This is a genomic window from Neoroseomonas terrae (assembly GCF_018129025.1).
GTDB classification, from domain to species: Bacteria; Pseudomonadota; Alphaproteobacteria; order Acetobacterales; family Acetobacteraceae; genus Neoroseomonas; species Neoroseomonas terrae.
In genome coordinates, this window is the sequence record NZ_JAAEDI010000030.1 from 33331 (window position 1) to 47789 (window position 14459).

General features: G+C 72.0%; 11 protein-coding genes. 8 read left to right on the forward strand and 3 right to left on the reverse strand.

What is annotated here, in order from left to right; genetic code table 11:
- Positions 1-16: 16 nt before the first annotated feature.
- The 5 genes from GXW78_RS23100 to GXW78_RS23120 all read left to right on the forward strand — a co-directional run bounded on the left by GXW78_RS23100 (position 17) and on the right by GXW78_RS23120 (position 7334).
- The gene (locus GXW78_RS23100) at positions 17-1117 is read left to right on the forward strand and encodes a COX15/CtaA family protein (RefSeq protein ID WP_211871265.1); all 1101 of its coding nucleotides are present in this window, start codon (positions 17-19) and stop codon (positions 1115-1117) included.
- The gene (locus GXW78_RS23105) at positions 1114-4146 is read left to right on the forward strand and encodes a PAS-domain containing protein (protein ID WP_338147827.1); all 3033 of its coding nucleotides are present in this window, start codon (positions 1114-1116) and stop codon (positions 4144-4146) included. Before GXW78_RS23100 ends, GXW78_RS23105 begins: the two co-directional genes overlap by 4 nt.
- A 135-nt stretch (positions 4147-4281) precedes the next feature.
- Positions 4282-5712, forward strand: a complete 1431-nt coding sequence (tldD, locus tag GXW78_RS23110) for a metalloprotease TldD (RefSeq protein ID WP_211871267.1) — start codon at positions 4282-4284, stop codon at positions 5710-5712.
- A 45-nt stretch (positions 5713-5757) separates the two neighbouring features.
- Complete coding sequence (locus GXW78_RS23115) at positions 5758-6015, forward strand: hypothetical protein (protein ID WP_211871268.1); 258 nt, start codon at positions 5758-5760, stop codon at positions 6013-6015.
- 155 nt (positions 6016-6170) lie between these two features.
- Positions 6171-7334, forward strand: a complete 1164-nt coding sequence (locus tag GXW78_RS23120; RefSeq protein ID WP_211871269.1) for an MFS transporter — start codon at positions 6171-6173, stop codon at positions 7332-7334.
- Between the two features lie 358 nt (positions 7335-7692).
- Here GXW78_RS23120 and GXW78_RS23125 read toward each other — a convergent pair whose 3' ends face one another.
- Genes GXW78_RS23125 through GXW78_RS23135 form a run of 3 tightly spaced genes read right to left on the reverse strand, consistent with a single transcriptional unit; the run spans position 7693 to position 10836 of the window.
- Positions 7693-8352, reverse strand: coding sequence for a M35 family metallo-endopeptidase (locus tag GXW78_RS23125; RefSeq protein WP_211871270.1), 660 nt, complete (start codon positions 8350-8352; stop codon positions 7693-7695).
- Between the two features lie 46 nt (positions 8353-8398).
- Positions 8399-9118: a Crp/Fnr family transcriptional regulator gene (locus tag GXW78_RS23130; protein ID WP_211871271.1), complete on the reverse strand. Its 720-nt coding sequence runs from the start codon at positions 9116-9118 to the stop codon at positions 8399-8401.
- Complete coding sequence (locus GXW78_RS23135; RefSeq protein WP_211871272.1) at positions 9115-10836, reverse strand: tetratricopeptide repeat-containing protein; 1722 nt, start codon at positions 10834-10836, stop codon at positions 9115-9117. The genes GXW78_RS23130 and GXW78_RS23135 overlap by 4 nt, the downstream gene beginning before the upstream one ends.
- 125 nt (positions 10837-10961) lie before the next feature.
- Here GXW78_RS23135 and GXW78_RS23140 point away from each other — a divergent pair, with 125 nt between their 5' ends.
- The 3 genes from GXW78_RS23140 to ggt are packed head-to-tail and all read left to right on the forward strand — an operon-like array spanning position 10962 to position 14323.
- Entirely contained in the window at positions 10962-12308 is a 1347-nt protein-coding gene (locus GXW78_RS23140; RefSeq protein ID WP_211871273.1) for a toll/interleukin-1 receptor domain-containing protein, read from the forward strand.
- Between the two features lie 20 nt (positions 12309-12328).
- Positions 12329-12616, forward strand: coding sequence for a hypothetical protein (locus GXW78_RS23145; RefSeq protein WP_211871274.1), 288 nt, complete (start codon positions 12329-12331; stop codon positions 12614-12616).
- Positions 12617-12634: 18 nt separating this feature from the next.
- A complete protein-coding gene (ggt, locus tag GXW78_RS23150) occupies positions 12635-14323 on the forward strand; it encodes a gamma-glutamyltransferase (protein ID WP_246522562.1) in 1689 nt (562 codons plus the stop codon).
- Positions 14324-14459 lie beyond the last annotated feature (136 nt).

A 14459-nucleotide genomic window follows, 5' to 3' on the forward strand; every position in this document is an offset into this window, starting at 1 on the left:
GGCCTATATCGCCCCCATGCCTTTCGATTCACGAGACCCGGCCGACACTTCCGCCCGCGACCGCCGTGCCGTCGCCCGATGGCTGCTGTTTGTGGCGGGGCTGGTCTGGGTGATGGTGGTGATCGGCGGCGCAACCCGGCTGACCGGGTCCGGCCTGTCCATCATGGAATGGGCGCCCATCACCGGCATGCTGCCGCCGATGTCGGACGCCGAATGGACCCGCCTTTACGAGCTGTACCGCACCATCCCCCAGTACCAGCTGGTCAACCAGGGCTTCGGGCTGGAGGGATTCAAGGAAATCTTCTGGCTGGAATGGATCCACCGCTTCTGGGGCCGGCTGATCGGCATCGCCTACGTAGCGGGCCTGGCCTGGTTCTGGCTGCGCGGGAAGGTGCCGGCAGGGTATCGCGGGCGGCTGCTGCTGCTCCTTGTCCTCGGCGGGCTGCAGGGCGCGGTCGGCTGGTTCATGGTCGCCTCGGGCTTCGAGGCCGATCGGACGGCCGTCTCCCCGTATCGCCTTGTGATCCACCTGGGGCTGGCGTTCCTGCTGTTCGGCGTGCTGCTCTGGACGGCGATGACGCTGCTTCGCCCTCAGCCGGACTCCGTGGCCGTGCCGCGCGCGCTGCGCCCGCTGGTGCACGCCGCCGCCGGCCTCGCCGTGCTGGCGATGCTGGCGGGCGGTTTCGTCGCGGGCATCCGCGCGGGGCTCGACTACAACACCTTCCCCCTGATGGAAGGCCGCCTCGTGCCACGCGGCTACTGGATGCTGGAACCGGCCTGGGCGAATTTCACCGCCAACATCGCGGCGGTGCAGTTCAATCATCGCCTGCTCGCCACGGTGACGCTGGCGGTCGCGATCTGGGCGGCGGTGGTCGCGGTCCGCCACCTGCCCCGCGGCCGGGTGCGCGGCGCCGTGACAGGCTTCGCGATCGCCATCGCGCTGCAATATGCCGTCGGCATCGTGACGCTGCTGTTGGTCGTGCCGCCATGGCTCGGCACCTTGCATCAGGGCGTGGCGGTGCTGGTGCTGACGGGCGCGCTGCTGGCCCTTCATGCGCTGCGCCGTCCCGCTCCCGGCACGGCCGGCCTGTCTCCCCCGGCGGCCGTCGGCGGGTGACCCGCGACGACGCCGCGTTACGGGCCCTGGAGGCGCTGCCTCATGCGGTCATGGTGATCGATGAGGCCAGCCGACTGGTGGTCGCCAACGCGGCGTTTTGGAGCGAAGCCGGCGCTCAGCCCGACCGCTTCCCGCCCGGCACGCCGCTGCGCGACATGCTGCGGCTGCTCGCCTTTCGCGGCATGCTCGGCGCGGGGGACCCGGCGGCGCTGGCCGAGGAAGCCCTCGCAGCGGACCGGAGCGTACCGCATCTGCGGCACCTGCGCAGCGCCGACGGCGCCCGGCTGTCGGAGGTCGCGAGCCTGCCCCTGCCTGGCGGCGGCTTCGTGCTGTGCTCGGTCGACATCACCGCCCTGCATCGGGCGGAGGCCACCGCGCGCAGCCGCGCAGCGCTGCTCGAACATGTGCTGAGCAGCCAGCGCGGGGGGATCGCGCTGTTCGACACAGCCGGGCGGCTGGTGCTGCACAACCCGGCCTATCTCCGACATTCCGGCGCGACGCCGGAGATGCTGGCCGGCCACCCCACGCTGAACGAGATCGTCACGGCGTTGGCACAGGCCGGCGAATTCACCGCCAACGCCGACCGCGACTATGTCCGGGCGCTGCTCGACGGCGACCCTTCCCGCGCGCGGCGCGGCCAGCGCGAGAAGCGGGACGGCACCGTCGTGCGCTTCCACAGCACGCCGGAGGTGAATGGCGGCTTCCTGGTCGAGAGCGACGACGTGACCGACCTTCGCCGGGCGGAGGATGAGGCGAGGCGCCGCGCCGCCCTGCTGAACGGCGTGCTGGAGGCGCTGCCGCACGGCATTTGCGTCTGGACCGCGGAACGCCGCGTGGCGCTGTTCAACGATGCCTATCAGCGCCTGATGGATGGCGCGCCGCTGCAGGTGGGCGACACGCTGCACGACGTGATCACCCGCCGGGCGACGGCCGGCGAATACGGATCCGGGGAGGCCGAGGCCATCTACCGGCGCGAGATGGGGCGCGACCTCTCCCGCCCTCAGCAGCGGCAACGCCAGCGCCCGGATGGCACCGCGCTCGCCATCCGCACGGCGCCGCTGCCGGACGGCGGACACATCTCGGTCGTCACAGACATCACCGCGCTGTGGCGGGCCGAGGAGGAGGCACGGCGGCGGGCCGAACTGCTGGAGACGGCGATGGGCGCCATCCGGCACGGCATCGTCATCTGCGGGCCGGATCAGCGGATCCTCGCGGCCAACCAGCTTGCCCGCACCCTCGTGGGCCACGCACCGGATGAGGTACTGGTCGGCCGCACCGTCGAGGACGTGATCGAGCAGCTGCACCGCCAGGGCAGGTACGGTCCCGAGCCGATGGCGACGGACGCCGTGCGGATGGCCCTCTCGCTCGACCGCAGCAAGGCCCATGTCTACCAGCGCACGACGCCCGAGGGGCGGGTGCTCGACGTCGCCTCGGACCCCACGCCCGATGGCGGCTTCGTCATCACCCATTCGGACATCACCGCCCTGGTCCAGGCGGAGGACGAGGCGCGGCACCGCGCGGGGGTGCTGGAGGCGGCCATGGCCTCGATGCGTCATGGCTTGGTCATCTACGGCCCCGATCGGCGCGTGGTGGTGGCGAACGAGCTTTCCGGCACGCTCGGCGGCCATCCACCCGACTCCATGCAGCCCGGACGGCTGCTGGACGATGTTTTGCGCGACCTGCATGCCGCCAGTGCCTTCGGGCCCGAGCCGGGCGCGAGCGCGCTGCTCGCGGCGGGGCTGTCGCTCGACCGCAGCAAGCCCTACCGCACCGTGCGGGAGGTCGCGAACGGGCGGGTGCTCGAGATTTCCTCCGACCCCACGCCGGACGGCGGCTTCATCGTCACCCATTTCGACATCACCGCGCGCGCGCGGGCAGAAGCCGAGGCACGGCAGCGCGCCGCGATCCTGCACGTCATGCTCGAGAACATGCGCCATGGCATCGCGCTGTTCGACGCCGAGAGCCGGCTGATCGCCTCGAACGGGCTCGCGGCATCGATGTGCGGCCTCCCGCCGGAACTGATGGCGCCTGGCACCACCCTCACCGAGATGCGGCGTCGGCAGACCGAGCTCGGCGAGTTCCGGATGCCGCAGGAGGACCTGCGCGCCGAGCCGCACCAGTGGGGCCGGCCCCTCGCCGCCCCCGAGCGCTACGTGCGCCGCCGCCCGAACGGGCGGATCATCGAGGTGATGACCGACCGCACGCCGGATGGCGGCTACATCCGAAGCTATACGGACGTGACCGACGACCGCCACGTGCGGGACGAGTTGGAACGCGCCCGCGCCGCCGCCGAGGCGGCGAGCGAAGCGAAGTCCCGCTTCCTCGCCACCATGAGCCACGAGCTGCGCACGCCGCTCTCCGCCGTGATCGGCTATGCAGAGGCGCTGCTCGCCGACCCGGCGCCGGACAGCATCGCCGAATACGCCGGGGCCATGCACCAGGCCGGGCGGCACCTGCTGTCGCTGATCGACGACATCCTGGACGTGGCGCGCGCCGGCCGGGCGGAATCCGATGCGAAGCCGATGCCGGTCGAACCCGCGGCGCTGCTCGCCGGCATTGCCGGCACGATTCGTGAGGCCGCGGCGATCGGTGGGCTGACCGTGGAGCTCGGCGCCGAAGCCGGCCTGCCACGCGCGCTGTGCGACGAGCGGCGGCTGCGCCGCATCCTCCAGGTCCTGGCCGGGAATGCGGTGAAGTTCACGCCCGTCGGTGGCCAGGTGCGGCTGGAGGCTGCGCGGGCGGAGGACGCCGGGTTGGTGTTCCGCGTCGTCGATAGCGGGATCGGCATCGCGACCGAGGATATCCCCCGCGCTTTCGAACCCTTCACCCAGCTCGAGTCATCGCATGCCCGCCGCTATCCGGGGTCGGGGCTCGGGCTGCACCTCGCCCGGCTGCTCGCCGAGGCGATGGGGGCGAGCCTGACGCTCGACAGCCGGCCGGACAGCGGGACCACCGCGACCCTTCGCCTGCCGCGCGGCATCACCATCTCTGACGAGGCCGCGCCCGATAGCAGCAGCGCCGTCCTTTGAAGTTCGGCTCATCGCCGCGCATCGGGCCGGCAGCGCATGGCGCGGACGCCACGCACGCGGATGCGGGCGCCGGCGCGTGAGGCACACCGAAGCGACCGTTGGCCATAAGTTCGGCCACCGGCATGAGGAGGCGACATGACCGCCCTTGCCACCACCGACGCCCTGTTCTTCGACCTGCTCGACCGCGACGCCGCCGAGGCCCGCCTGCGCGACGCGACCGAAGGCTGCGAGGATGGCGAGCTGTTCCTGGAGTATCGGGAGAGCGAGGCGATCTCGATCGATGACGGGCGCATCCGCTCGGCCTCCTATGATGCGACGCGCGGCTTCGGCCTGCGTGCCGTCAGCGGCGAGGCGGCCGGCTATGCCCATGCGGGCGAGTTGTCGGATGAGGCGCTGGCACGCGCGGCGGAGACAGTGAAGGCGGTGCGGCAGGGCCGGTCGGGCGTGATCGAGGCCGGGCCGCGAGCAACCAACGCGCGGCTCTATTCCGATGCGAACCCGCTCACGCAGATGGATTTCGCGGCGAAGACCGCGCTGCTGCAGGAAATCGACGCCTTCGCCCGCGCCCGCGACCCGCGGGTGAAGCAGGTGATGGCATCGATCACCGGGGAATGGCAGGCGGTGCAGATCATCCGCCCCGATGGCCAGCGCGTGGCCGATCTGCGGCCGCTGGTGCGCGTTAGCATCTCGGTCGTCGTGGAACAGGATGGGCGGCGCGAGACGGGGTCCTTCGGCACCGGCGGGCGTTTCGAGTATGCGCGCGTGCTGACGGAGGAGGGCTGGAAGGCCGGGGTGGAGGAGGCGCTGCGCCAGGCGCTGGTGAACCTCGACAGCGTGCCGGCGCCGGCGGGTGAGATGGAGGTGGTGCTCGGACCCGGCTGGCCCGGCATCCTGCTGCATGAGGCGATCGGCCACGGGCTCGAAGGCGACTTCAACCGCAAGAAGACCTCGGCCTTCGCCGGGTTGCTAGGGCAGCGCATCGCCTCGCCCGGCGTGACAGTGATCGATGACGGCACGATCCCCGACCGCCGCGGCTCCCTGACCGTGGATGACGAGGGCACGCCGACCAATCGCACCGTGCTGATCGAGGACGGCATCCTGACCGGCTTCCTGCAGGACCGGCAGAATGCGCGGCTGATGGGCGTCGCGCCGACCGGCAACGGCCGCCGGCAATCCTTCGCCCACATCCCGATGCCGCGCATGACCAACACCGTGATGCTGGGCGGCAGCCACGAGCCGGGCGAGGTGATCGCCTCGGTGAAGCGCGGACTCTACGCGGTGAATTTCGGCGGCGGGCAGGTGGATATCACCTCGGGCAAGTTCGTGTTCAGCGCGTCGGAGGCTTACCTCATCGAGGACGGGAAGCTCGGCGCGCCGGTGAAGGGGGCCACGCTGATCGGCAACGGGCCGGATGCGCTGACCAAGGTCGCGATGGTCGCGAATGACATGGCGCTCGACCCCGGCATCGGCACCTGCGGCAAGCAGGGCCAGGGCGTGCCGGTCGGGGTGGGGCAGCCGACGCTGAAGATGACTGGCCTGACGGTGGGCGGCACGGCGGTGGGGTGAAGCACTTCGTCGCCGCCGTCCGGCGACGTCAGCCAGGGTGAGGATATGACCCAGATCCCGGATGCGCCCGAGGAAGAACTCCGCCGCGAGGCCGAACGGCAGCAAGGCGGCACGGTCGGCGACGTCCTCGACGCCACCGGGACGGTGCTCGACCTGGGCATCACGGCCGTCGAGATCGTCGCGTCCAGCGCTGGCCAGGCCGCCATCGGCGCCGCGAGCGCGGCGGTGGAAGGCACGGTGACGGTCGCAACGGTGTCGCTCGAGGTCGTCGGCAGCGTGCTGGGCGGCTTGACGGATCTCTGAAGGCGGACGGCGGGGCATTGCGTCGGCCGCTGGACGGCGCGGGTTTGCACCACAGGCGCTGAAGGGGGCGGGGCCCCTCGCCCGGGCCGACCCACCACAGGCGAGAGGCTTATCCGCCTTGGCGTGCGTCGATCCTCGCCCGAGGATGGGCGCCGATGTCCATTGCCGCCAACCGCGCCCTGACCGTCGCCGTGCTCGGGACGACGCAGACCCTGTCCTGGGCGTCTTCCTACTATCTGCCGGCCATCCTCGCGACGCCTATCGCGGCCGAGTTCGACCTGTCGCGGGCCACGATCTTCGGCATCTTCTCGCTGGCGCTGCTGCTGACGGCGGTGCTCGGCCCGGCGGCCGGGCGGGCGATCGACCAGCGTGGCGGGCGGGACGTGCTCGCCGTATCGAATCTCGTCTTCGCGGCCGGGTTGGTGATGATGGGCCTCGCGCCCGGCCCTCTGGTGTTCGGCCTGGCCTGGGCGGTGATGGGCGTCGCGATGGCGATGGGCCTGTATGACGCCGCCTTCGCGACCCTGGCCGGACTGTATGGGAAGGAGGCACGCAACAGCATCACCGGCATCACGCTGATCGCCGGCTTCGCCAGCACGGTCGGGTGGCCGGCCTCGGCTCTGATGGAGGCGGAATGGGGCTGGCGCGGCACCTGCTTCGGCTGGGCGGCGTTGCAGGTCCTGGTCGGCCTGCCGCTGAACCGGCTGCTGTTGCCGCCCGTGCCGCCGCCCGCGAAGGCCGCCGCCGCTGCCGAGGCCGCCGGCGGGCCGGAACCGCGCTTCGCGGACATGGCGCTGCTCGCCTTCGTGCTGGCGGCGGCGGGCTTCAGCGCCTCCGCGCTCGGCGCGCATCTGCCAGGGCTGCTGCAGGCGGCGGGCGCGACGGCGGCGGCGGCGGTGGCAGCCGGTGCGTTGCTCGGCCCGGCGCAGGTCGGCGCGCGGATCCTGGAGTTCGGCTTGCTGCGCAACATCAACCCGATGGTCTCGGCCCGCATCGCGGTACTGGCGCATCCGCTGGCGGTGGCGGTGCTGCTGGCGGGCGGCGCGCCTGTCGCCGCGGTCTTCGTGCTGATCCACGGCGCCGGCAACGGCATGCTGACGATCACCCGCGGCACCCTGCCGCTCGCCCTGTTCGGGCCGGTCGGCTACGGACGGCGGCAGGGGCTGATCACCGCACCCGCGCGCGCCACCCAGGCCTTCGCGCCGTATTTCTTCGGCCTGCTGGTGGACGCCTATGGCGCGGGATCGTTGCTGCTGACAGCGGCGCTCGGCCTCGCCGCACTCGCCGCGCTGTTCGTGCTGAAGGCGAGGCCCGCCTGAGGCCGGCGGACGCCGCACCACCAGCGGACCGCGATGCGGCCTTGAGGACGCAAGAGCTCGCCTGGTGCCCCGATACTTTCGTTGTCGCCGTTGGAGGGGCTTTGCCCCTCCAAGCCTCCCCAGCAAAGGCCGAAAGGCCTTTGCAGACCTCCTCTTGGCGCCGGCGACACGGGCAAGAACGATGCCGGAACCCGCTCTCGCGCACGAAGCGACTTGGAGGGACAACGAGTCCACTGTGCCCGGCATCAACAGATTGCGGTCCAGGGGGTCCAACCCCCTGGCGGGGTGGTCCGGAGGGGCAGAGCCCCTCCGCTCTCCATTGGCGGACGTAGCGCGTCGATCAGGAAGCCGCGCGCCCTCAGCGCGGCAGCGATTCGACGAAATACTCGTAGTTGTCCGCGTTCTCGGCGGCCTGGCCGGGGTTCTCTTTGGCCAGGCGCAGCGCGCCGGTGGGCCGGTAGACATGGTCGCGCGTATTGGCCGCGATGTGCGACGCCTCGTGGATCAGGATGCCCCAGCGCGCATCCATCCCGTCCATGCGGGCGCGGAAATAGGGTGCGCAAAGGCCCAACACGAGGTCCCGCTCCCGCGCATAGGCGAAGCGGCCGCCCGGGCAGCCGGCGGGGTCGTTGCAGCGCAGGTCGAGCGCCTCGAACGCCTCAAGCCGCGCGAGCGTCAGGTCCAGCGTGATGCGGATGGTCTTGCGCGGCGCATTGCCGAACCAGCGGGTGATGTGCGCGTTGTCGGGGTCCTCGCGCACCATCCGGATCGCCTCGGCAAGGCGCGTCCGCGCCTCGGCCAGCGCGTCGTCGATCAGCTCGCGGTGGATGGGGGCGCAGACAGGGCCCGGGATCTCGGCGGCGGTCAGCACGGCCGGCGGCGGCTTCTCGGTGGGCAGCGGCACCTGCAGCACCTGCCGGTTCGGCTCCAGCGGCGGCGGCTTGTCGGTCGGCAACTCGGCGGGGCCGGCCGCCATCAGCAGGATCACGGCGGGCAGGAAGGAGATCACGCGCTTCATCGCCTGTGATCCTGCCACGCCGCGCCGGCGCTCGCGCCGAAACCCTTCACGTTCCGTCCCGCGGCCCTGCCGCGACGGCGACAAGCCCCGGTTCATCGAGGACGAACAGAAACGCCTTCTCGGTGTCGTAGGCGACGAGGTTCGAGCTTCGCCAGGCGTTCAGGATCGAGATGATGCTGCGCGTCGTCGCCCCCAGCAGGTCCGCGAGGTCGCCCTGGCGGAACCGCGCGGCGAGCCGCACGCCGCGATCCGTCTTCACGCTGTCGGTCTTCAGCAGATAGACCACCTGGCGCGCCAGCCGGACCTCCAGCGGCGCGAAGGTCGCGTCCTGCAGCAGCCCGAAGGTGCGGCGCAGCCGGCCCGAGAGCATCCGCGCCAGGGCGAGGCCGAGCGCAGGTTCCGTCTCCGCGGTCTCGAGGAAGACGGCGGCAGGGATGCGGGCGAGCTTCACCTCCCCCTGCACCAGCGCGTCGGCGCTGCGGGGGGAACCGTCGAGCACACCGATCTCACCGAAGATGTCGCCGGTGCGGAACACCTCGACCATCAGGCGCTTCGCCGCGCTGTCGGGCGCGCCGACCCGCACGCGGCCCCGCCCGTCGAGCACCGCATAGACCGCATCCGGCGCATCGCCCTGGGCGAATAGTGGTGCGCCATCGGCGGGCGAAACACGACGCGCGCCCTCGGCGAGCTTCGCATGTGCCGCCGGCGGCAGGTTGCTGAACAGCGTCATGCGGCCGAGTTCCTCGGCGAGGCGAGCGTCGCTCATGCCATGTCCTCCTCGAAGCCCGCGCGCCGGAGCGCGTAGAGCGGCAGTGATCCGAAGCCCTTGGCCGTCGGGATGCGGCCGGCATAGTCGCAGGCGAGCCCGGCCCCACGCGGCAGCAGCGCAACCTCGCAGGCGAAGGCCTCGGTGGCGAAGATGCGGCCGGGCGGGGTGACGGGCTCGATGCGGGCGGCGCGCGTCATCGCCCGGCCCGAATACTTGTCGGCCCGCTGCACCGCATCGTGCACCGGCAGCATCGGGCCGAAATCCAGCGCGAAGCGCGGGTGGATCGGCGGTTCCTGCAACTCCAGCGCCGCGCGCATGTCGAAGGCGCAGGCGGCCGCGTCCGTCACATCGGTGAAGGTGATCTGGACGGCATCGCCCCAGGCATTGCGATAGGTCGCGGGGTGGCGGTCGAGCGCCTTTCCCATCGCCACCAGCGGTCCTTCGTAGAAGCGGGCGAGGCCCTCATCGTCCAGCGCGCTGAAGCGCGGCAGGTCCCCGAACAGCACGGCCATGGCGCTGCGGCGCGGCTCCGGCGCCGTATCCGCACTGCCGTTGCGCGGCCAGGGCCAGCCGAGGAACAGCGACTGCCCCCCGGATGCCGTCCAGGCCGCGACATCCGCCCCAGTGCCGGCCGACCCGCGCGAGGGCACGCGGTCCCAGGCCGCGACCTGCAAGGCCGTACCGTCCCGGTGGCGGGCATGCAGCCGGGCGAGGCCCATCGCCCGCCGCGCCGCCATGGCGAGGTGCAGGTCATCATCCGGGAAGGGCCGCTCATCCAGCTGGATCATCCGCACGCGCGACAGGGCGGCACGGTATCGCGGCACCCAGCGCGCGCCCGCCGGAGCCACGGACGCCGCCTCATAGGTATCGGCATCGCAGGGCAGCACGACAGTCGGCGTGACGCCGGCGCGCAGCAGCGCCTCCACCGCCAGGATGTCCAGCCCCGCCGCCAGCCCGCCGAAGGCCATGCCGACATTCTGCGCGGCAATCGCCGCATCGAGGGACGCCGCGATCAGCGCCTCGATCGCCGGGTCGTCCTGCCCGAGCTTCGGCATGTGGCCGGTGTAGTGCAGCACCGACGGGATGCGCAGCGCATCGACGATGGCCGGGGAGATGCCGAGGGCCGTCGCCTCCCGCCGCAATTGCCGGCGCGTGGTGGCGCGGGCGGACAGGTCGCTGCCGCCGCGCGCCTCGGCTTCATCGAGCGCGCGGCGCGCCGCGAGGTCCCGGCCGGCGAGCAGCAGCGCCTCCGCCTCGGTCGCGGCCGACCAGTAGTCACCGGAGTCGCGATGGTTGCGCAGCACCGTCTCGGCGATGGTGACGGAGCGTGCGTTGTCCCCGCCCATCATGTGCAGCGCGGCGGCGTTGACGCCGTGCCAGCCGGCACCCCCGCGCCGCCACAGCGATTCGTAGCGCTGCGCCGCCTCGGCCAGCAGCGGGCCGCGCGCGGCAGTCGGCTGCTCGAAGGCGCGGTCCTTGATCAGCCGCGCCCCGAGGGCCGTGATCTCCGGGTCCGATTCCGCATGCAGGCGAAGCTGGTGGAACAGGTCTAGCGCGCGGCCCGTGGCCCCGGCGCGCGCGATGGTCAGCGTGGCGCGGTAGCGCAGCGCGGCATCGTCGGGATCCTCGGCCAAGGCGGCCATCGCCCTGTCATGGGCGGAGAGAAGGAGGCCCTCCGCCTCGAGGGCCAGGACCTCCGCGAGGGAGTCGGACATCAATTTCCTGCCGCGCGGCTCGTGCAATCCTAGAAGGCGCGCCGGGGTGCGGGCAATCTGTGACCTAGCGCGCATGGCGCAGCGACGCCGCCTGTGTCAGAAGGCGTCGTTCCGGACGCCGCCAAATGCCGCATGACGTCTTCCTGAGCTATGCTTCGACCGACCGTGGCGCCGCCGAGGCGATCTGCGCGGCGCTGGAGGCGCGCGGCATCCGCTGCTGGGTGGCGCCGCGCGACGTGCCGGCCGGCGCGGATTGGGGCGAGGCGATCCTGACGGCGATCGGCCGCGCCCATGCCATGGTGCTCGTGCTGTCCCGTACCACCGCCAATTCCGTGCACGTCAGGAACGAGGTGGTGACGGCGGTCTCCCAGTCCCTCGCGCTCGTGCCGGTGCGCGTGGAGGATTGCCAGCCGGGCGGTGCGCTGCGGCTGCATCTGGCCGGATCGCACTGGCTGAACGTCTATCCGCTGCCGGTGGAACAGCACGCCGATGCGCTGGCCGCCGGCGTGCGACTGGCGCTGGCCGCGGATGAGACGATCGAGATCCCGCGCGCTCAGGCTGCGGCCATGGTCGCGGCGGCACGCGCATCCCATGCGGCGGCGCGGCCGCCCGCACCGCTGCCGGTCTCCGCGATGGCGCCGCGGCCGGCAATGCGACCGCTGTCACCCTCCCCTGCCAGGCCGCAGGCGATCATGGCGGCACCCGCCGCGGCGCCGCAGCGGCGCACCGCGCTGGCGATCGCGCTCGGCCTCGGCGCCGCCGCGCTGCTGGTGGCGCTCGGCGTCGCTGCCTGGTTTCTGGATCCACGGGTCCGTGGGCTGATCGGTGCGGCGACCGAGGTGCCGGCCGCCTTGGCTGGCGTCGCACCGCCAACCGACATGGCCGACATGCCTCCACCCGCGTCGGCGGTGCCCGAACTGCCGCCCCGGCTCGCGGCGCGGCTGGTCCCGGCGACGCCGCCACCCCGCACGCTGCCTGATGATGAGACACGGCCGCGCAGCATGGCGCCCTCGGGCTCCCTGGCCGGGCTGAACGGCGGCGCCCCGCTGCCGCATCTCGCGGCGGCCCCGCGCACACTCGCACCGGGCTCCTCGCTCGCCGGCGTCGGTGGAGGCATCGCCCTGCCATCGACGCCCGCGCCCGCACCGTTTGCGCCTGCATCGATACCCGACCCCGCAGCCACGCCGGCGCCGCCCGCGCGGCTGATGAACGTCGGGCGGGAGACGATCTCGCGCCTCCTCGTCGGCCGCGCGGGAAACGGCCCGGGGCGCGACGACTGGCTCGGCAACGCGCAGCTCACCCCCGGCAATGCGGTGCACATCCGCGCGCCGCAGGGGCAGGGTTGCGTCTTCGATCTTCGCGCGGTCTATGTTGGCGGCAGGATCGAGGATCGTCCGGGAGTTGATCTTTGCGCTGCGTCCGAACTGCGTTTCGACGGAAGCACGGGCGCCGCCACGGCATCATCGCGCTGACGCTGCTCGCGGCGCCGGCCATGGCGCAACAATCCCAGCGGCCACGCGCCTTCACCCTGATGAATCTGGGGCCTGCCATCATCGTCGGCGTGGAGCTGTCCCCTGCTGCGGAGTCACGCTTCGGACCATCGCTGATCGGTCGCGTCGAGCTGCCTCCGGGCAATGCGCTGCACATCACCCCGCCATCCGGCGCGCCCTGCGTGAACGACCTGCGCATCCGCTGGTCCGACGGCAGCGCGCAGGAACGGGCGCGGGAGGATCTCTGCCAGCCGCGCCGCGTCCTGAACGTCAGCACGCCATCACCCTGAAGGAAGACGATCCCCGCCATGACACAGGACTGGACCGCGCGCGCGGGCACACGCTTCACCACTGAGAAACGGCCCGCCACCGGTACGAAGGGGATGGTGGTGACGAACCATCCGCTGGCCTCCGCCGCCGGGGCGGAGATGCTGGCGGCCGGCGGCAACGCGGTCGATGCGGCGATCGCGTCGCTGTTCGCGCTGACGGTGGTGGAGCCGATGATGGTCGGGCTGCTCGGCGGCGGCACCGCGCATCTGCGCCTCGCCGACGGGACGCATACCATCATCGACGGCATGGCCTGCTGCGCCGCCACCGCGCGGCCGGACATGTTCACGCCGGCGCAGCCGGACAATCCGCGCTTCCTGGAGGCGGTGGATCGGGCCAACGTCGTCGGCGGGCTGTCGGTCGCGACGCCCGGCAACCTCAAGGCCTGGTGCGAGATGCTGGATCGCTTCGGGTCCTTCCCGCTGGCCGATGTCATGGCGCCGGCGATCCGCCACGCCGAGCGCGGCTACCGCGCCACCCCCTACCTCGCCGAATGCGCCAAGGAAGCGGCGCCGGACATGATCAGGGATGCGGCCATCGCTGCGCTGTACGTGCCGGACGGCATGCCGCTCAAGGCCGGCCATCGCGTCGTGCAGTCCGACTACGCCGAGACGTTGAAGACCATCGCGAAGGACGGCGTCGCCGCACTCGACGGCGCGCTGGGGCAGGCGGCGGCCGACGGCATCGCGCGCGCCGGCGGCATCGTCACCGCGGCCGATATCCGCGGCTACCGCACCATCGAGCGCGCGCCGCTGCGCGGCCCCTATCGCGACGTGGAGATCGTGCTGCCGCCACCACCGGCCTCATCCGGCGTGCATGTGATGCAGATGCTGAGCATCCTGTCGGGCTACGACCTGCGCGCGATGGGCTTCGGCACGGCCGACACGCTGCATCTGCTCGCCGAATGCCTGAAGATCGCCTTCGCCGACCGCGCCGCGGCCTCCGGCGACCCGGCCTTCGTCAAGGTTCCAGTCGAGAAGCTGACGTCACGCGCCTATGCCGACGAACGCCACGCGCTGATCGACATGGCGCGCACCCAGGCCTGGGGGCCGGGCGTCGCACCGGAAAGCCCGAACACCACGCACCTGACCGTGGCCGATGGCGAGGGGCGCATCTGCTGCTTCACCCAGACGATCAATTCCTCCTTCGGCGCCCGCTTCATCGTGCACGGCACGGGCATGATCCCGAACAACTACCTCGCGACCTTCGACCCGCGCCCGGGCCGCGCACTGTCCATCGCGCCGGGCAAGCGCGTGACCACCTCGATGTCGCCGATGATCGTGCTGCGCGGGGGCAAGCCGGCCTACGCGCTCGGCATGCCCGGGGGCCTGCGGATCTTCGGGTCCGTGATGCAGGGGATGCTGAACCTGGTCGATCACGGCATGTCGCTGCAGGAAGCCGTGGAAGCGCCGCGCCTGTGGACCCAGGGCGACGCCGTGGAGGTCGAGCCGGCCTTCGGCGAGGCGGTGCGCACCGATCTCAAGGCGCGCGGCCATGACGTCGCGCGCATGCCCCATGTCGGCGGCGGGATGTGCGCGGTCGGCTTCCATGAGGACGGCACCTTGGAAGGCGCCGCCTGCTGGCGCGCGGACGGGACAGCGATCGGCGTCGGCGGCGGCCTGGCGCGGGAAGGCGTGCGGTTCTGGCCGGATGCGGCGGGGGCACGGTGAGGCTGGAGGGCGGCGCCACCCTTTATGCGCGGATGTGACCGACCAGAGAGGGGCTTTGCCCCTCTCCGGACCTCACCCCAGCAAAGGCCGAAGGGCCTTTGCAAACCTCCACTTGGCGCCGGGCAACACGGCCTGT